Origin of the sequence: Nonomuraea africana (assembly GCF_014873535.1) — a bacterium.
Taxonomy (GTDB): Bacteria; Actinomycetota; Actinomycetes; order Streptosporangiales; family Streptosporangiaceae; genus Nonomuraea; species Nonomuraea africana.
In genome coordinates this window covers 3,459,872-3,477,896 of record NZ_JADBEF010000001.1, presented here as the reverse complement: position 1 = coordinate 3,477,896, position 18,025 = coordinate 3,459,872, and the positions used below count along the sequence as shown (strand labels likewise).

The following is an 18,025-nucleotide window of genomic DNA, read 5'->3' as shown; positions in this document are numbered from 1 at the left end:
GAAGGGTAGTCGCAACCGCATGCCGACAATCACCCAGGGCGACCTGTACACCGCGACCCTGGAGGTCGTGGAGCACCCGCCGCTCGGTGTGCCCGCGCTCGACGGCGGGCCGCGTGAGGCCGTCGTACGGCTGGCCGGCCAGAGGTCGCTGGTGCGGATCCTCGACGGCGGCGACGGCCGCGACCTCGATCTGGTGCTTCCGGGCGGGTACCGGCACCGTCACGGCAGAGTCCGGCTGACCGCCCACCGCCTCTCCGAGGGGGTGTTCGCGATCAAGGCGGACGAGCGCAGGATCGCGCTGCTGCGCCTGCGCGACCCCGCGCTGGGCATGCCCGCCTTCGACCCCGAGCGCAACCACCACCCCGCGCTGCGCCCCACCAGGCCGCTGCGATGGCGGCGCGGACGGGTGGCCGGAATGGTCTCGCCGTGGGAGGCGCTGCGGCTGGGCGTGCAAGTGGCCCTGCCGATCATGGCCCAGGGCGCGGTCGTGCGGCGGCGGCTCGGCGTGCGGCTGGCCGCGCTCATCAAGGCCGACACGCGGGCCAACCGGCTGCTGGCCCGGCTGCGCGACAGGCACGACGGCGGGCCGCTGTTGATCAGGATCCCGCTGCGCGGCTGGGCGGTGATCCCGGTCAAGGAGGCGGACGTGCGCCGCGTGCTGCACGGCGCCGAGTTCACCCCCGCCAACAAGGAGAAGAGAGGGGCGCTGGGCCACTTCCAGCCCGACTCGCTGCTCATCACCAGGGACCCGGAGCTGCGCGCCCGGCGCAGGACCTTCAACGAGGAGGTGCTGCGGCCCGAGCCGATCGCGGCGGAGATCCGAAGGAAGGCCGCCGAGGAGATGGCGACGCTGCCCACCGACGGCGTGCTGACCTGGAGCCGCTTCAACGAGGCGCACTGGCGGATGGCCCGCCGCATCGTGCTCGGCGACCCGGCCCGCGACGACGAGGCGGTCACCCGGCTGCTGAACCGGCTGCGCGCCGACGCCAACTGGTTCTACCTGCGCGCCCGCAAGACCGACGTGCGGGTGGCCTTCCAGCGGCGGATCGAGCGGCACCTGCGCAGGGCCGAGGCGGGCAGCCTGGCCCGCGTGCTGGCCCAGACCCGCGCCGACCCCGCGGTGCACCCCGAGGGGCAGGTCCCGCACTGGCTGTTCGCCTACGACTCGGCCGCGATCGCGACCTGGCGGGCCCTGGCGCTGCTGGCCGTCCATGCGGGGCCGCACGATCCCGAGCACCTGCGCGCCGCGGTGCTCGAGTCGCTGCACAGGTGGCCGACCACGCTGGCGATCCTGCGCGACACCACCGCGCCGACCCGGTGGCGAGGGGTCACCCTGCCCGAGGGCAGCGTCGTGGCCGTCATCACGTCGTTCACCGACGAGGTGCCGTTCAGCGACGGCCCGGCCGGCTGCCCGGGAGAGGATCTCGTGCTGCTGACGGCCACGGAGGTACTCGGCGCCATCCTGCGCGACAGGGAGGTCGGCGCGATCATCCGGCGCTCGCCGCTCGACCACTTCGGGCTCCGCTTCGCCGTACGGCCGCGCGAACGATAACGTTCGCCCATGCGACTAGGCGTTCTGGACATAGGGTCCAATACCGTCCACCTTCTGGTGGTGGACGCGCATAGAGGGGCAAGGCCGATCCCCGCCTTCTCCCACAAGGAGGAGCTGCGCCTGTCGGAGCACCTGGATGCCGGCAACCGCCTGTCCGCGCGGGGCATCGCGCGGCTGGGGGAGTTCGTCACCGAGGCGCTGCAGATCGCCGAGGACAAGGGCGTGGAGGAGTTCATGGCCTTCGCCACCTCCGCGGTGCGGGAGGCGGCCAACGGCGAGCAGGTGCTCGCCGAGATCAACGCCCGCTGCGGGGTGGACATCCAGGTGCTGTCGGGCCGCGACGAGGCCAGGCTGACCTTCCTGGCCGCCCGCCGCTGGTTCGGCTGGTCGTCGGGGCGGCTGCTGACCCTCGACATAGGAGGCGGCTCGCTGGAGATCGCGGCGGGCATGGACGAGGAGCCCGACGTGGCGATCTCGCTGCCGCTGGGCGCGGGAAGGCTCACCCGCGACTGGTTCACCGCCGACCCGCCCCCCGCCGACGAGGTGCGCAAGCTGCGCAAGCACGTGCGCGCCGAGATCGCCCGCACGGTTGGCGGCGTGGTCAGGTACGGCGGCCCGCACTGCGCCGTCGCCACCTCCAAGACCTTCAAGCAGCTGGCCAGGATCGCGGGGGCCAGGCCCTCCAACGACGGCCTCTACGTCTCGCGCTCGCTCACCAGGGCGGACCTGGCCGAGTGGGCGGTCAAGTTGACCAGGATGAGCACCGGGGAGCGGGCCGCGCTGCCGGGTGTGTCCGAAGGGCGCGCGGCCCAGCTGGCCGCGGGCGCGATCGTGGCCGACGCGATCATGGACCTGTTCGAGATCGGCGAGCTCGACGTGTGCCCCTGGGCGCTGCGTGAGGGTGTCATCCTGCGGCGCCTCGACCTGATGACCGGCCCTCAGGGCTGAGGGCGCTCGCCTGGACGCGACAATTCACTTGAAAGCTGCATGAGACGCCAGGAACCGGGCAGCGCACGATCCATGATCTGGACGCTGCTCAGCCTGGCCATCTCGCTGGCGATCGTCTGCGGGCTCGTCGTGCTCGCCCTGATCACCATCTCCCTCATCGTCCTGGCGGCCCTCGCGGTCATGGCCGCTCTGTCGGCGCGGGAACCTCGACGAAGCGCAGCCTCTTCTCCAGGCTGACGATCGTGCCGCGTTCCCTGCGATGGGTGAAGCGGACGTCGTCCGCGAGGGCCCGCATGATCTGCAGGCCGCGCCCGTGCTCGGAGCCCGGCGCCGGCTCGCGCACCTGGTGCGGGTCGAACCCCGCGCCGGTGTCGATCACTCTGATCACGCAGCGGTCGTTGTAGACGCCCGCGCTCACCGTGTAGTCGTCGCTCGGCACGGCGTGTTTGATCACGTTGGCGCACGCCTCGGAGAGCATGAGCTCGATGTCGTCCCTGATCGTCGGCACGACGCCGAGCGAACGCAGGGTGCCGTCGAGCGTCTGCCTGATCACCGGAACGCTGGCGGCGTCCCTGGGCAGGCGCAGTGCGATGGTCGCCTCCACGGCGAACCCCTCCCTAGATCTCTGGGATCTGGCCGACCGCGCGTTCCTCACCCCTGTCCAGAATCATCTGGTTCAGGGTCTCGACGAGCTCTTCCTGCTCGTAGTCACCGTCCGGCAGACGGTCGAAGTACGCCATCAGGTCGGCGGGGAGGTCCGCGGCGGTCATGCGTTCGTTGATCTCCAGGCGGCTGAGCCGTTCCTGGCCCGTGTAGAGGGCGTCGATGAGCTCCTTGACGTGTTCTGTCTCCTTCTTCTCGGTCATGGCATGCCCGTGCCCCGGATGGGACGCCTCAATCGTCGCAGTGGCCTTCGAGGATCTCCAGCGCCACCTTCTTGGCGGTCGCCCGCCGCTCGTCGTCGGTGACGTCGTAGTGCTGGGTCAGCCACATCCCGGCGTGGAGGGTGAACAGCGCGATGGAGCCGCGCAGCTTCACGTCGAGGGGGTCGTCGGGCGAGCTGAGCTCGTCGCTGACCTCGATCATCCGTTCGCGCATTCGGTGGATCGTCGGATGGTCGCGCAGCGCGGTCTGGTTGCGCTCGAGGAAGCGGGTGATCTCCTGGTGGCGCGACCGCTCGAGCTGCGCGGCGTAGCGGCTGACGAGCTCCCTGCGGGTCTCGGCGGTCTTCGGCTGCGAGCGCGCCCAGCTCAGGAGCTCGTCCGTCTCGGCGACCCGCATCTCGGCCAGGCTGGCGACGATGTCGTCCTTGGTCTTGAAGTGGTAGTAGAGGGCCGCCTTGGTGACGCCGAGCTCCTCGGCGATCTCGCGCAGGGACGTCGCCTCGTAGCCCTGCTCGGTGAAGAGCCTGAGCGCGATCTCCTGGATCTTCGCCCGGGTGTCGTCTCGCATAACGGTCCTTCTGACTTGACGGCCGGCAAGTAAGACTTTAGCTTAGCGGGTGCTTGCCGGTCGGCAAGTAAGGGGCACCGCGAAGATCGGGGAGTGGATCGGTGGAGCGACGGCGCGAGGTCATGGCGGTCCTGCCGGGCCTGATGGCCGCCATGGTGCTGGCGATGCTCGACAACATGATCGTGGGCACCGCCATGCCCCGCATCGTCGAGGAGCTGGGGGGCCTGACCCACCTGTCGTGGGTGGTGACCGCCTACGTCCTGGGAACGACCGTCTCGACGCCGATCTGGGGGAAGATCGGCGACCTGTACGGACGCAAGAACATCTTCATGGGCTCGATCGTGATCTTCATGGTCGGCTCGGTGCTCTGCGGCATGGCCGGCTCGGACCTGCTCGGCGGCCCCTCGGACGGCATGGGCGAGCTCATCGCCTTCCGCGCGCTCCAGGGCCTCGGCGCGGGCGGCCTCATGGTCAACGCGATGGCCATCATCGGCGACCTGGTCCCGCCCCGCGAGCGCGGCCAGTACCAGGGCATCATGGCGGGGGTCATGTCGCTGGCGATGATCGCGGGACCCCTGGTCGGCGGTTTCATCACCGACCACCTCGACTGGCGCTGGGCCTTCTACGTGAACCTGCCCGTCGGCGCGGTCGCCCTGGCGCTGCTGGCGGTCAAGCTCAAGCTGCCCAAGCACCGCAGCGAGGCCCGCATCGACTGGCTCGGCGCGGCCCTGCTGTCGATCGGCATCACCGCGCTGGTGCTCATCACCACCTGGGGCGGCAACGAGTACGACTGGACCTCGCCGCAGATCCTCGGCCTCACCGCGCTGGCGATCGTGAGCATCGCCGCCTTCATCCCCGTCGAGCGCCGCGCCGCCGAGCCGATCATGCCGCTGCAGCTGTTCCGCAACCGCAACTTCGCGCTGATCTCGGCCGTCGGCTTCCTGCTCGGCTTCGCGATGTTCGGCGCCATCAACTTCCTGCCGCTCTACCAGCAGACCGTCCAGGGCGCCTCGGCGACCAACTCGGGCCTGCTGCTCCTGCCGATGATGGGCGCGGCGATGGTCGTGTCGCTGTTCGTCGGCCGGGCCATCACCAGGACCGGCAGGTACAAGCTCTACCCGGTGCTCGGCGGCGTGGTCATGGCGGTGGGCATGTTCCTGCTGTCACTCATGGGCGTGGACACCCCTTCGTGGCAGACCGGCCTGTTCATCGCCGTCCTCGGCCTCGGCATGGGCTTCCTCATGCAGACCACGATGCTGATCGCGCAGAACAGCGTCGAACAGCGGGATCTCGGCGTGGCCAGCAGCACCTCCACTTTCTTCCGCTCCATCGGCGGCTCGTTCGGCGTCTCGCTGTTCGGCGCGATCTTCAACAACCAGCTGCTGTCGGGCCTGACGGACAGGTTCGGCGCGCGGGTGGCCGACCAGGTCGTCGCCTCGGGCGGCCGGATGGACGCCGCCGCCCTCGGCCACCTGCCGCCGCAGGTGCGCACCGGCTTCCTCACGGCACTGGCCGACGCCATCGCGGGCATCTTCTGGTGGGCGATCCTCTTCGCGGTGGTGGTGCCGGTGCTGGCCGCCTTCATCAAGGAGATCCCGCTGCGCGGCGGCCCAGGCGAGGAGGCGAAGCTCGAGGTGGCGGTCGCCGACTGAGGCCCGCCGTCACCTGGTGAGGTCGAGCTGCATCAGCTCGGTGTCGACCCAGCGGCCCAGCTTGAAGCCGACCCCCTTCAGGCGTCCCGCGGCCTCGAAGCCGAACGCGCGGTGCAGCGCGGCCGAGCCGGGCTCGCCGGTGTCCGCGATCACCGCCACCACCTGGCGTATCCCGCCCTTCGCGCAGCGCGGCAGCAACTCGCCCAGCAGCGCCCTCCCCAGCCCCCTGCCCGTCCGGCCGGGCGCCAGGTAGATCGAGTCCTCCACGGTGTGGCGGTAGGCCGGCTTGGGCCGCCACTGGCTCGCCAAGGCGTAGCCGGCCACCTCGCCCTCCTCCTCGGCCACCAGGAACGGCAGACCCCGCTCGTCCAGCTCTCTCAGGCGACCGGACCAGAAGGCGGCCTCCGGTGCGACCTCGTCGAAGGTGGCCACGCTGGTGGCGACGTAGTGGGCATAGATGGCGGCGACCGCGGCCAGGTCGGCGGCGGTGGCGGAACGGATCATCATCCGCCCACCCTACTCATGAGAAACGTGCGAAACGGACCTCCTCCATGCGTCTGACCTGGTGGTTCCGGCGGTCTCCCTCGCACGTTTCTCATGAGTAAAACCAGAGGCGCTCGGCGCCGGAAATAGGGACAATCGTCCCCATGGATCACCACACCGTTCGCCGTCCGGGCCAGGCGGACGCCGCCGCCGTCTACGACCTCGTCGCCGCCCACGACATCCACGTCATCGGCGTCCCCGACCTGACCCCCGACGACATCGCCGACGAGCTCGGCGAGCTCGACACCGCCAAGGACGCATGGCTGGTCGAAAACGCCGAAGGCAGGCTCGACGGGTGGGCCTGGGCCATGCCCAAGGGCGACAGCGACCACCTCGACGTCGAGGTGATCGTCAGGCCGGGCGTGAACGACGGCGTCGGCGAGTGGCTCTGGTCGGCGGTCCTGGAACGCTCCCGCGAGATCGCCGCCGAGCGCGGCCACGAGGGCGCCACGCTCGACATCGGCCTCTACCGCGCCGACGAGGCCAGGCAGGCCGTCGTCAAGGGGCTCGGATTCGAGCCCGCCACCAGCTTCCACCGGCTCGGCATCGACTTCGAGGGGCCGGTCGAGGCGCCCGAGCCGCCCGAGGGCGTCACCCTGCACACCGCCGACACCGACGAGCTCAGGCGGGAGGCGCACCGCGTCCAGCAGGAGGGGTTCGCCGACCACTTCGGGTTCGTGCCCCTGCCGTACGAGGAGTGGCTGGCCCGCAGGCAGGCCTCGGCGGCCACCGACTGGTCGCAGCTCACGCTCGCGAAGGTCGATGGCGAGCCCGCCGCGATGCTGCTGGGCACCAACCACTTCGCCGCCGACGAGAACCGCGGCTACGTCCTCAGCCTCGCCACCCTGCCCGCCTACCGCGGGCGCGGCCTCGGCCGCCTGCTGCTGCGCTCGGCCTTCGCCGCCGACGCCGCACGGGGACGGCGTGGCACCCTGCTCCAGGTCGACGCCAACAACACCACACCCGCGCTCGGCCTGTACACCTCGGCGGGCATGCGGCCGGTCCTGGTGATCGACGTCTGGCGCAGGCGGATCTAGCTCCGCCGCGAAACTGGGGAACGTCTCGCGACGTCTAAGCGGCCATGAGAAAGCATGCCGTGGCGGCCGTCCTGTTCTTGTCCGTCGGCATCTGTTGCGCCTTCATCACCGGACTCGACCTGGCCGTGCTGTCGCAGGACCCCCGGCAGGAGCTCGGCGAGATGGCCCCGGCCTCGGTGCTGAGGGATGGGATCACAGTGGTCCCGATCCTCAAGACCGTGTTGTTCGCTCCCAGTAGCCCTGCCGCGATGACGGTGTTCGTGGGCGCCCTGTTCTGCGGTGCCGCAGTACCTTTCATGGCCGTCGCTGCCGTGCTCGTCTACCGGGGCAGGCCGCTGGGTTCGCTGCTGGCGGCGCTGGTCGGTGCCTGCCTGATCGGCTTCTCGCTGTTCGGCGCGATAGTGATCTTCCTGAACGCCGTCGAGGCCGGGGCGTACTGGTACGTCCGGCCCATTGTCACGCTCTTCGGCCTCGCCGCGCTGTCGTACGTCCTGGGCCTGTGGGCGATCCCCCCGCACGCAGGCTCCGGCGTGGCCGACGCCTTCACCCGGCGGGCTCTCACGACCAGCGCGCTCGGCATCGCGGCGCTCGCAGCGGGGACCTACACGTGGTACCTGGTGGCCGAGCACCTGCTGGACATCTACGTGTCGGAGCCGCCCCTCATCGTGGTGACGCTCGCCGCGCTGGTCGCCGCAGGACTTGCGGTGCTCGCCAAGGTGACGGGACGGCGGGGCGGGTCGAAAGGCGTGCTGGTCGTGGGAGGGGCCATCGCCTTCCCCGCCCTCGTGTCGGCGATCGTCTTGGTCAGCACCTACACGGGCCGGCTGATGCCGGCCTTTGTCATCGCCGCCTTCTTCGTCGTGCCGCTGCTGGCGGGAATGGTCCGGCTGGCGGCCGAGCCGGCCGCGGCACGGGCGGACGGCCGCGCGCCCGCCGTGCTGGTCGCCGCCTCGATCTGGGCCGGGCCGGTCATCACCCTGCTCAGCGTCGTGGGCATCGACCAGGCACGGCGCATCGCGCACGAGGAAGCCGGGCTCAGGGGGGAGGAGACCGCCGGAGACGTGGCCACGGGCGATTGGTTCCTCGAAACAGCGGCGAGCGGCGTCCGGGCCTACGCCGTGCTGTTCGCCGTCGCCGTCGTGGGCCTGACCGTGCTGGCCCGCAGGGTCAGGAGCCGGGCCGGCACGCCAGGGACGCAGGCCGCGTTGGTCACCTGGGGCATGGTGTATCTCGTCCTCCTGGCGTTCGCCGCCTCGTACACGCCGTTCGTCATGGGCGACTCCGACGAGCCCGTGCACCCGGTGGTCATCGAGGGGCCCGGCTGGTACCTGCCGGCGGTCCGCACGATCCTGGTCTGCTCGGCCGCGGCGGTCGTGGCGGCGAGCGTCCTGCTCGTCCGACGGCTCGGCAGGACCCGGGGGCGGACCACTCCCTAGACCCTCGCCCAGCTGACCGGGCCGTGCCATTCGCCCAGGCAGTACGACACGGCGTCGCCGTACGGCAGCGCCGCCCCCTCGGCGGTCAGCTCCTCGTAGACCTGGCCGCCGAGCGCCCGCCTGGCGGCCTCCTCGCACTCGCGGTGCTCGGCGGAGAAGAACGGCGAGCCGAACAGCGGCAGCCCGAAGGTGTGCCAGAGGTTCTGCGCGGCGCCCAGCAACCGCGCGGCCTCGGCGTGCTCGCCCCTGCCGCCGGCCGTCCACGCCAGCAGCTCCACGCACATGACGGTGCCCGTGACGTCGTGGTAGAGGCGCTTGACCCGCAAAGACAGGCGGGCGTGCGCCCAGGCGGAGGCCAGGTCGCCGGCCGCCCACTCGACCATGCCGAGCGTGTAGCAGGCGTGGGAGCGCGCCCACAGCTCGCCCGCCTCGTCGCAGAACGCCAGGCACTCGTGCAGGACGGCCCGGGCCCTGTCGAGGTCGCCGCGAAGGACGTGTGCCATGGCCAGCTGCGGCAGGCCGAGCAGCAGGCCGGGATGGAGTTCGCCGGTCGCCCTGTGTTGCTCGGTGGCGGCGGTGAACTGCAGGATCGCGGTGTCGACGTCGCCCGCGAAGAACGCCGCCGCGCCCGCCACCTGGGTGGCGTAGGCGATGGCCGCGCGGTCGCGCTGCGCCTCGGCGTCGGCGTGACACTCGGCCGCCCTGGCGGCGGCGAGCACGAGGTCGCCCTGTATCGCGGCGATCCAGCCGCACACCCACAGCGCCTTGGTGCGTTCCGCGCTGGGCTCGGTGACCAGCTCCAGAGCCCGTTCCAGGTAGTGGCGGCCCTCGCGCAGGTGGCCGCAGGCCGTCCAGAAGTACCACAGCGTGGCGGCGAGGACGAGGCCCGCCACGTGCTCGCCGGGGTCGGCGAGGCTGAAGTCGAGCGCCGCGCGCAGGTTGGTGTGGTCGCGGCCGAGCCTGGCGTGCCAGTCGGTCTGCGCCCTGCTCGACCAGCCGCTCTCGCCCCTGCGCGCCCTGCGCAGGTAGAAGTCGCGGTGCCGGCGCCTGATCTCCCGCTCCTGATCGAGCGCCCGCAGCCAGTCGAGGCCGAACTCGGCGACCGTCGACATCATCCGGTAGCGGCCCTCGCCCTCGGCCGTCAGGAGCGAGCGGTTCACCAGCCTGGTCAGCAGGAGGTCGATCTCGGTGGCGGGCAGCCGCTCGTCGCCGCAGACGTACTCGGCGGCGGCCAGGTCGAAGCCGCCGGAGAAGACCGACAGCCGCGCCCACAGCAGCCGCTCGTCCGGCTCGCACAGCTCGTGGCTCCAGCCGATCGTGGTGCGCAGCATCTGGTGGCGGGGCAGCCCGCAGCGGTCGTGCCCGCGCAGCAGGCTGAAGCGGTCGTCGAGCGCGTCGAGCAGCCGCCGCGGCGACAGCGCGCCCAGCTGGATCGCCGCCAGCTCGATGGCCAGCGGGATGCCGTCGAGGCGATGGCAGATCTGCGCGAGCACGGGGTCGTCGGAGCGGTCCAGGTGCACCGGCGCGCGCCCGGTCAGCAGCAGCGTCGCCTCCGACCGGTGCGCGGCGGGCCCGGGCAGCGGCAGCGGCGGCACCTGGAAGACCCGCTCGCCCCTTACGTCGAGCGGTCTCCTGCTGGTGGCCAGGATCCGCAGGTCGGGGGCGGCGAGGAGCACCTGCGTGAGCATCGCGCAGTGGTCGGCCAGGTGCTCGCACGAGTCGAGCACGAGCAGCAGCCGGCGCTCCTTCAGCACGTCCGCCAGCACGTCGAGCTGCGGTCTCGAGCTCTGGTCGTGCAGATCGAGCGCGGCGGCCACGTGGGCGGACAGCAGCGCGGGATCGCGCAGCGACGACAGCTCCGCCACCACGCTCTCCACCCCTGACAGCTCGGCCGCGCGCAGCGCCAGCCGGGTCTTGCCGACGCCGCCGACGCCGGTGAGCGTCACGAGGCGAGAGGAGGCCACCAGCTGCCTGATCTCGGACAGCTCACGTGAGCGGCCGACGAAAGAGTTCACGATGGGACCTGAAACGCTCGGAGGGTTCTGTGCGGCGATCCTAACTCTCAGTGCACGTCGCGGGCAGAGATCCGATGCCTTGCGAGGTGTTCGAGAACCGACTGGTTGGCTTCCCACCCGTCGGGGAACTTCACCGGCACGCCCAGCTGCACGGTCTCGGCCGAGGGATGGGCGTCGAGCAGCTCGGGGATGCCCGCCCTTGCCACCACCACGCAGGCGTGCCGGTGCCGTGAGGCCAGCACGCACAGCCGTCCCGACTCCAGGTGGAAGGCAGTGGCGTCCCTGCGCCCCGACAGCGGGTGCAGCACCACGGTCACGTCGTACTCGCGCCCCTGCAGCCTGTTGGCGGTGTCGACGGTGATCTCCGGCGGCACCCCCGCGTTCCTGATCGCCGCCACCTGGTCGCGATGGGCCGCGCCGACCGCGATGCGGTCGGCCGTCACGGGCGCCTCGCCCCGCTCGGAGTGGACGACGCCGCCGCGCTGCAGCAACCTGGTCGCCAGCAGCGCCACCGCCTGGACGGCCTCGGCGTCGGTGCGGACCGTGTGGCGGGCGGGCAGCTCCAGCAGCGCCCAGCCCGACCGGGCGGCCTCCTCCAGCGTGCGGTCGTAGACGGTGCCCATGCCCTCGGTGGTCAGCTCCATCCGGCGGTCGCCGGGCCCGGTGCCCGCCCTGAACCCGGTGAACGGGTAGAAGGCCCGCGACACGACGGGCGCCGCCGAGGCGGGCAGCCGCCACGACACGGGGAGGCGATGCACGGGCAGGTCGGGGTTGTGGCGCAGCAGCACCGACACCGCGCTCTGCACCGGATCCCACGACAGGCCGGCCCACCGGTCGGCCTCCACGATCGAGAACGGGTCGAGCTGGCCGGGATCGCCCACGAACAGCGCCCGCTCGAACAGGCCCGCGATGCGCAGCAGTTTGTCCGAGCGCATCTGGTAGGCCTCGTCGACGATGGCCCACGGCCAGGTGCGGCCGCTGATCCAGGCCCACTTGTCGGCGGTCGCGATCACGACGGCCGGATCGTTGAGGTCCTGGACCCTGGTGCCGATCGTGACGCCCGGCAGCTCCAGCAGCCTGAGCGGCGCCACGTAGCCCGAGGCCGACAGGCGGCCCACGCTCAGGTCGGGATGCTTGTCGGCGATGCGCTCGATGAGGTCGTCGACCTGCTCGTTGGTCTGGGCCACGATCATCAGCGGCTCGCCCGTCGCCGCCAGGTGCGCCGCGGCCCGCACGACCAGCGTCGACTTGCCCGCGCCTGGCGGCGAGTCGACGACCACGCCCCGGTGCCTCGGCAGGTCGGCGAGGACGGCCTGGATGACCTCTTCGGGGCTGCTCATGCCCATTCCTCCTGGGCGTCCTCGTCGGTCGGGACGTACTCCTGCGGTGGGCCGCCGTGCGTCCATGGCGTGGCGTCCCTGTCGGGCAGGGCGGGGGAGCCCTGGAAGTCGTCGGTCAGCGAGGTGTAGGTCACCCGCTCGCCCGGCTCGGGGACCGAGCCAGGGGCGGGTGTCCTGCCCCTGCCCATGCCCTTGGTGATCTTCAGGGTGACCAGCCCGTCGTGGACGTCGACCAGCTGGGCCGCCTGCCCGCGGCGGTCGGGGGTGCCCAGCGTGGCGCCGGGGGCGAGCCGTACGGGGTCGTCGGTCTTGATCAGGACGACCGGGCGCAGCTTGCGCGAGCGGCCCTCGCCCTCGGTGTGCTCGGGATCGGTCTCGATCACCTCGCCGGCGAACGCCTCGCCCGTCAGGCGGTACTCGGCCATGACCAGCGGATCGTCGTAGGCGCGCTGCACCTCGAAGGCCGCCTGCGCCCGCTCCATCCTGGCCAGCCTGGCGGCCGCCGCGACCGCGCCGTCGCGGCGCGCCTGCGGCGGCGCTCCCTCGGCGACCTGCTCGGCCATCATGCTGAACGAGCCGCGGTCGCTCTCCCACCGGCCCGCCACGCTCGCCCCCTCGGGCAGGGCGCGCAGCAGATCGACCGCCTGCCACATCAACCGCCACGTCGGCGCGAGCTGCGTGCGCAGCGCCTCGGTGACGCGCTCCACCGTGCCGCTCTCGATCGCGGGCGCGAGCACCTCGGCGTCGAAGCCGGGGTCGGTGGCGGGCCCCGCGGGCGGCCAGATCAGCGGATCCTCCGCCTCCTGCGCGGCCTGCGGTCCGGTGCGCCCCGGCGGAGGGGCGATCCAGCCGAGCAGCGCGGCCAGGTTGGCGTCCTCGAGACCGCTCTGCCCGCTGGCCCAGTGGCGGCCGAGCTCCTCGGTCGCGGTCAGCGTGAGCGACGAGCTGGGGTAGGCGGCGCGCTCGGCGAAGTAGGTCAGCCACCTGCCCAGCAGCGGCACCTCAGGCGGCACGGGATAGGGCCCGTCAGGACGGCGGAAGCGCGTGGAGCGGCCGAGCAGCCGGGTGAAGGCCACCCCCGACGGGTTGGGCAGCAGCAGCTGCGGCGCGTCCAGCGCCCGCTGGTAGGGGTCGGCGTTCTTCTTCTCGACCGTCTCGCTGTCGCCGAGAAAGCTCTCCACGTACGGCAGCAGCACCCGCGCCAGCTCCGCCGTGAACGCGAACCGCAGATCCCTGTTGCGCGGCTGGGCCACCACGAGCAGCTCGGGGGCGTCGTGGTCGGTGCCCAGCATCACCGCCAGCGGCGCGGCCGCCTCGCCGGAGAGCTTGAGCGGGACGAAGACCATGGGGCGCCGGCCGAGGTGGCAGTGGCGGACCGTGGCGGTGGGCTGCGCCACGCCCTCCTTGATCGCCCTCAGCCTGGCCAGCGAGGTCAGGATGCTCACGCCAGGCACTCCCTGCGCAGCCGTTCGGCGTCTCGGAGCAGCCGGGCGATCTCCTCCTGGCCGGGCGCGGGCTCCCTGAGACCGTCGGCCAGCGCCAGCGCCTCGTCCACCGTCGCCACCCCGCCCAGCTCGTCGCGCACCTGCCGGCCGAGCAGATCGGACGACCCGTCGCGCCTGGCCTCGTCGCGGCAGAAGAAGCACAGGTCGCAGGTGGACAGGCAGTCGGGCGCGTAGCGGGCGGCGACCTGCTGGATCGCCTCGGCCAGCGCGCCCGCGGGCCTGGTCGGAACGCCGTCGTCGCCGGGCCGCAGGTCGAAGCTCACCCCTTCGGGCAGCTCGGCCAGCAACCTGTCGATCGAGGTCATCCTGGCCAGCTGCCGCTTCAGCACCGCCAGCTGCCTGCGCACGTCGACCAGGGTGGCCATCGGGCGGTTGGCGAAGTTCTCCGGGCAGACCAGCACCACGTCGTGCGCGACCAGCAGCGGGTCGTGGCCCAGCTCCTCGAGAAGGGTGCGCAGGGCCAGCACGTAGACGGCCGCCTGGCGGGCCGCCGCCGCCAGGCTGGCGGGGTCGGCCTGCCCGTCGATCACCGCGAACGACTTGATCTCCACGATGTGGAAGCGCCCGCCGTGCTGGAAGGCCACCACGTCGGGCTCCAGGAAGGCGGTGTGCCCGGCGATCCGCAGGCTGAGCAGCGGGTGGTCGTAGAGCGTGCCGCCCTCCCCCCGCGCCGCCCGGTCGAACAGGGTCCTGGTGTGGGCGTGCCGCAGGTGGGCGCCGACGTTCTGCACGTCCTGGTAGGCGACCTCGTCGATCGGCAGGCGCAGCAGGTCGCGCAGCAGCCTCAGCAGCTCCGCGCAGCCGTCGGCCTTGACCAGCGCCTCGAAGGCGTTGCCCCTGGTGATCGCGAACGGCGACTGGCCGAACGGGGCGGGGAAACCCAGGTGCCTGGCCGCGGCGTCCTTGTCGACGCCCGCGCCGTCCATCAACGCCCTTCGCGCGCATCCGGGGTTGGCCGCCAGGGCGGCGATGGCCCTGGCGTCGTGGGGCTTGGCGGGGGTCGTGCCCCGCAACGAGTCAAGCCCGCTCACCCTCTCACCGACGGTCGCCATCGGCCTCCGCTCTCCTCGCCTGACGTATCGGGCTCACGCGCACGCACCCTTCCTCACGACATCGCTCAGCGTAGCCGCGCCGAACAGCCATGCCGCCTCATCCAGCTGTGCGGCGGCGCGTTGTGCCAGCTCCGCGCGTTGCCGCGTGTCGGCGTCGAGGTGGACCGCCAGCTCGGCCCTCGCTGCGCCGACCACCCGCTCGGGGTCGGGCTCGCCGAAGCCGTCCACCGCGCCGGGCACGTTGCGTGCCATCCTGGCCAGCAGCCGCCGCGCCGCCGCCGAGGGGTCGTCGAGCCGTCCCGCGCACGTGGCCACCTGGACGGTGGCCTCCAGGAAGTCGACGCGCGGGCTCAGCGGGCCCACCACCCTGCGCTCCTGCGGCCACGTGCTCACGGCCAGCAGCCCTCTGGCGGGGGTGAGCCTGTCGGTGAGCGCGGCGCACACGTAGTGGGGCCTGGCGTGCGGCGAGCGCCGGAACGTGCGCTCCTCGTCGCGCCGGAGCGTGGTCAGCTGGGAGCTGCGCAGCGGCTCGGCGAAGAACGCCTCGTACACGCTCACCACCAGCCGTCCGGCCGCCGGCACGCCGAGCAGCGTCAGCGCCCGGTGGACGCGCTCGCGCACCGGCACCGCGGGGCGGCCTTCCTCGGGCCCGGCGACGCCCGGCACCGGGGCCGGGGGAGGGGCGCTGACCAGGGCGTCCCATGCCCGCTCGGCCTTGCGCAGCCGGCCGCGCAGCTCGCGGGCCAGGGCGAGCTCCCTGGCCCTGGCGGCGGCGCGGACCTCGGCGCGCAGCCGGTCGATGCGTCGTTCGAGCTCGTCGAGGTCGCCGCCGGTCACCGGCCCTCCATGAGCATCAGCACGACCCCGACGGCGATCATCACCGAGAACAGGGCGGAGGCGGCCGCATACCCCCTGGCGACCCGGCCGGACCGGGCGGTCGGCGCCGCGTGCACATCGCCGTGCCCCGCGGGCCATCCCCCACCATGCACGTCGCCGTGCCCCGCGGGCCATCCGCCACCATGCCCAGCGTGCCCCGCCAGCCCTCCCTCCGGGCCCGAAGACAGGTGTCCCGCCTGCCCAGCAGGTCCCGCCTGCCCGAAATGACCGACCTGCCCGAGCCCCGCGTGCCCAAGGTGCCCCGCGTGTCCGAGGTGCCCGGCGGCCCCGGGGTGCTCGGCGGCGCCGGGGTGTGCTGCCCCGGGATGTGCGGCGGCCCCAAAGTGCGCGGCGGGCCCGGTGTACCCGGCGGGGCCGGTGTGCGGGGGCCCGCTGTGCCCCGTCGGCCCCTTGTGGGCCGAGGGCATGGCCTGTCCCGCGGGCCATCCGGCGGCGGGTCCCGGTCCGGTGGGCATGGCCGACCAGTCACCGGCATGGGCGGCCCCGGCGCCGGTTTGCGCGGCGCTCCAGCCCGCTCCTCCCTGGGCGGCCTTCGGCCCCGTCGCCACCCCGCCCCACTCAGCCCCGCCCGAAGCTGGCCTACCTGAAGTTGGCCCGCCCGAAGCTGGCCCGCCCGAAGCTGGCCCGCCGGAAACCGCCCCGCCCCAAGCGGCCCCGCGCCAGCCGCCGCCGTACGCGGGAGGGGGAGGGGCCGCCGTACCGGAGAGGTCGGCGGTGGCCAGGGCGTCGCGGAACGCGGCGGCCGTCGCGGTCCGCCGCCCAGGGTCGCTGGCCAGCGCCTGCCTCAGCACCTCGGTGAAGGCGGCCGGCACACCGGGGATCTCCGGCACCGGCCGCCGGTGCAGCGCCATGATCACGGCGAGGTTGGCCACGCCGTTCTCCGGAAAGCGCGGCGGACGCCCCGACAGCAGCGCGTAGAGGGTCGCCGACAGCGAATAGACGTCGCCCGCCGCGGTCGGCTCGGTCAGCTCGAACGCCTCGGGCGGCGCGTAGGCGGGGGTGAGCGACTCGCGCGTCACCGACACCTCGGCGCCGGGCTCCGGCATCGTCGCCAGCCCGAAGTCGGACAGCACGACGTTGCCGTAGCGGTTGACCAGGATGTTGGCGGGCTTGACGTCACGGTGCAGCACCCCCGCCGCGTGCGCCGCGGCCAGCGCGTCGGCGATCCTGACGCCGATGTCGCGCACCTCGGCGACGGGCAGCGTGCCCGCGCGCATCCGGTCGGCCAGCGACCCGCCGGGGCACAGCTCCAGCACCATGTACGGCCGGCCGTCGCGCAGCACCCCCGCGTCGTAGACGTGCGCGACGTGCGGATGCCCCGACAGCGCCCCCGCCGAGGTGACCTCGCGCACGAACCGCCGCTGGTCACGCTCGGAGACGAGCACCCTGCTGTCGACCTTGAGCGCCACCTCACGGCCGACCGCCAGCTGCCGCGCCTGGTAGACGACGCCGAAACCGCCCTGGCCCAGCAGCCCGAGCACCTCGTAGCCTGGCACCTCGGGCGCCACTGCCCACCTCCGATCGCGGTCCTGGTGCGGCAGACTATCGCCAGGCTCCGACAGATCGGATATCTCCTCAGTCCGGCATGGTCAGCCTGTTGGGAGTGAGGCTCGAGGTGGCCTGGGCGCACAGGCGGCCGTCGGCGTCGGTGACGGTCGCCAGCGTCAGGATGCGCGTCCTGCCCCGGTGGGTGACGGTGCCGACGACCGTGTAGACCTCCCCGGCCCGCACCGGGCGCAGGTAGTCGACGTTGAGGTTCATCGTGAGGTGGAGCGTGGGCCGCTCGGCCGCGCTGCCGCTCGACATGCCGCACGCGTCGTCGAGCGCCGTGGCGATGTAGCCGCCGTGCACGACGCCCGACCTGTTGGTGAGCTCGGGCCCCGGCCGCCAGCTCAGCTCGACCCTGCCGGGCTCGACCCCGACCAGCCGCAGCCCCAGGTGCGCCAGATGGGGGGAGGACTCCACGGTGCCGTCGGCGATGCTCCGCAGGAAGTCCGCCCCCGTCATGCCGGTACGGCCCGCGCTCACGTGCGGTCCTCGACGAGAAAGCCCGCGATCCGTGGGGGGATTCCTGGACCCGTTCCGCTGTTCATGATCCGACCCTAACCTCGGAGAGTGCGCCATATGACTGGAGCGGTGATCGGACTGGCGGCGCTGCCAGTCGTCTTCTACCTCACGGAGGCGGGCGCGGCCGGGCTGCGCTCCGGATACGCGCTGCAGCAGCCCGGCCCGCTCGGGCCGGTGTGCCTGGCGGCGGCGGTCGCCGTGACCGGCGCGCTGGCCTGCGGCTCCCGCCTGTCGCCGCTGGCCCCGCTGGTGTGCGGGCTGCCGCTGACCCTGCTCGGCCTGCTGTTCGCCGCCGCCCCCGAGACAGCCGCGGTGGCCGTGGCCGGGCTGCCGCCGCTGGAGGTTCTCCCCGGCGCGGCCTTCGGGTCCGGTACGGCCCCGGCGTCCGCCACGGCCGAGCCGCCCGGGCTGCTGCCCGGCGTGACGGGCCTGTACCTGGTGCTCGGCGGGCTGCTGGCGGTCTCCGCGCTGCCGCCCGCGCGATGGCGTCCGCCCTTCCGCGGGTGAGGAACGAAGCGGGACTATCCTG

Annotated in this window: 18 protein-coding genes; 6 read left to right on the top strand and 12 right to left on the bottom strand. The window is 72.7% G+C overall.

Annotated features, from left to right (window positions below):
• Window positions 1–19 precede the first annotated feature (19 nt).
• Window positions 20–1,552 (top strand): cytochrome P450 family protein, encoded by a 1,533-nt coding sequence (locus tag H4W81_RS16455; protein WP_192775622.1) that lies wholly within the window; start codon window positions 20–22, stop codon window positions 1,550–1,552.
• 60 nt (window positions 1,553–1,612) lie between these two features.
• Complete coding sequence (locus tag H4W81_RS16450) at window positions 1,613–2,500, top strand: Ppx/GppA family phosphatase (RefSeq protein WP_318781765.1); 888 nt, start codon at window positions 1,613–1,615, stop codon at window positions 2,498–2,500.
• Here H4W81_RS16450 and H4W81_RS16445 read toward each other — a convergent pair.
• The 4 genes from H4W81_RS16445 to H4W81_RS16430 are packed head-to-tail and all read right to left on the bottom strand — an operon-like array spanning window position 2,491 to window position 3,952.
• Window positions 2,491–2,682 carry a hypothetical protein gene (locus H4W81_RS16445; protein ID WP_192775620.1) on the bottom strand — a complete coding sequence of 64 codons (192 nt, stop codon included), beginning with the start codon at window positions 2,680–2,682 and terminating at the stop codon, window positions 2,491–2,493. The two genes, H4W81_RS16450 and H4W81_RS16445, sit on opposite strands and share 10 nt — an antisense overlap.
• Window positions 2,679–3,104 carry an ATP-binding protein gene (locus H4W81_RS16440; RefSeq protein WP_192775619.1) on the bottom strand — a complete coding sequence of 142 codons (426 nt, stop codon included), beginning with the start codon at window positions 3,102–3,104 and terminating at the stop codon, window positions 2,679–2,681. Before H4W81_RS16440 ends, H4W81_RS16445 begins: the two co-directional genes overlap by 4 nt.
• 13 nt (window positions 3,105–3,117) lie before the next feature.
• Window positions 3,118–3,366 carry a hypothetical protein gene (locus tag H4W81_RS16435; RefSeq protein WP_192775618.1) on the bottom strand — a complete coding sequence of 83 codons (249 nt, stop codon included), beginning with the start codon at window positions 3,364–3,366 and terminating at the stop codon, window positions 3,118–3,120.
• Window positions 3,367–3,394: 28 nt separating this feature from the next.
• Window positions 3,395–3,952: a TetR/AcrR family transcriptional regulator gene (locus tag H4W81_RS16430; RefSeq protein ID WP_192775617.1), complete on the bottom strand. Its 558-nt coding sequence runs from the start codon at window positions 3,950–3,952 to the stop codon at window positions 3,395–3,397.
• Between the two features lie 101 nt (window positions 3,953–4,053).
• On the opposite strand from H4W81_RS16430, the gene H4W81_RS16425 reads away from it, so the two are divergent.
• Complete coding sequence (locus tag H4W81_RS16425; RefSeq protein ID WP_318781764.1) at window positions 4,054–5,604, top strand: MDR family MFS transporter; 1,551 nt, start codon at window positions 4,054–4,056, stop codon at window positions 5,602–5,604.
• A gap of 9 nt (window positions 5,605–5,613) precedes the next feature.
• Here H4W81_RS16425 and H4W81_RS16420 read toward each other — a convergent pair whose 3' ends face one another.
• Entirely contained in the window at window positions 5,614–6,111 is a 498-nt protein-coding gene (locus H4W81_RS16420) for a GNAT family N-acetyltransferase (protein WP_192775616.1), read from the bottom strand.
• 140 nt (window positions 6,112–6,251) lie between these two features.
• Here H4W81_RS16420 and H4W81_RS16415 point away from each other — a divergent pair, with 140 nt between their 5' ends.
• Together H4W81_RS16415 and H4W81_RS16410 are read left to right on the top strand one after the other, a co-directional pair.
• A complete protein-coding gene (locus tag H4W81_RS16415; protein WP_192775615.1) occupies window positions 6,252–7,184 on the top strand; it encodes a GNAT family N-acetyltransferase in 933 nt (310 codons plus the stop codon).
• A 44-nt stretch (window positions 7,185–7,228) separates the two neighbouring features.
• Window positions 7,229–8,620, top strand: coding sequence for a hypothetical protein (locus H4W81_RS16410; protein WP_192775614.1), 1,392 nt, complete (start codon window positions 7,229–7,231; stop codon window positions 8,618–8,620).
• Here the strand turns inward: H4W81_RS16410 and H4W81_RS49350 are convergent.
• From H4W81_RS49350 to H4W81_RS16375, 7 genes are all read right to left on the bottom strand, one after another.
• Entirely contained in the window at window positions 8,617–10,635 is a 2,019-nt protein-coding gene (locus tag H4W81_RS49350; protein WP_192775613.1) for an ATP-binding protein, read from the bottom strand. The two genes, H4W81_RS16410 and H4W81_RS49350, sit on opposite strands and share 4 nt — an antisense overlap.
• 47 nt (window positions 10,636–10,682) lie before the next feature.
• A complete protein-coding gene (locus H4W81_RS16400) occupies window positions 10,683–11,975 on the bottom strand; it encodes an AAA family ATPase (RefSeq protein ID WP_192775612.1) in 1,293 nt (430 codons plus the stop codon).
• Window positions 11,972–13,420, bottom strand: a complete 1,449-nt coding sequence (locus H4W81_RS16395; protein ID WP_192775611.1) for a hypothetical protein — start codon at window positions 13,418–13,420, stop codon at window positions 11,972–11,974. The genes H4W81_RS16400 and H4W81_RS16395 overlap by 4 nt, the downstream gene beginning before the upstream one ends.
• Window positions 13,417–14,532 (bottom strand): hypothetical protein, encoded by a 1,116-nt coding sequence (locus H4W81_RS16390; RefSeq protein ID WP_192775610.1) that lies wholly within the window; start codon window positions 14,530–14,532, stop codon window positions 13,417–13,419. Before H4W81_RS16390 ends, H4W81_RS16395 begins: the two co-directional genes overlap by 4 nt.
• A 33-nt stretch (window positions 14,533–14,565) precedes the next feature.
• Window positions 14,566–15,369, bottom strand: coding sequence for a hypothetical protein (locus tag H4W81_RS16385; RefSeq protein ID WP_192775609.1), 804 nt, complete (start codon window positions 15,367–15,369; stop codon window positions 14,566–14,568).
• Window positions 15,366–16,937 carry a protein kinase domain-containing protein gene (locus tag H4W81_RS47290; protein WP_318781763.1) on the bottom strand — a complete coding sequence of 524 codons (1,572 nt, stop codon included), beginning with the start codon at window positions 16,935–16,937 and terminating at the stop codon, window positions 15,366–15,368. The genes H4W81_RS16385 and H4W81_RS47290 overlap by 4 nt, the downstream gene beginning before the upstream one ends.
• 67 nt (window positions 16,938–17,004) lie before the next feature.
• Window positions 17,005–17,457 (bottom strand): PaaI family thioesterase, encoded by a 453-nt coding sequence (locus H4W81_RS16375; protein ID WP_318781762.1) that lies wholly within the window; start codon window positions 17,455–17,457, stop codon window positions 17,005–17,007.
• Window positions 17,458–17,553: 96 nt separating this feature from the next.
• Between H4W81_RS16375 and H4W81_RS16370 the strand changes: the two genes are divergently transcribed.
• The gene (locus H4W81_RS16370) at window positions 17,554–18,003 is read left to right on the top strand and encodes a hypothetical protein (protein ID WP_192775607.1); all 450 of its coding nucleotides are present in this window, start codon (window positions 17,554–17,556) and stop codon (window positions 18,001–18,003) included.
• Window positions 18,004–18,025: the final 22 nt, after the last annotated feature.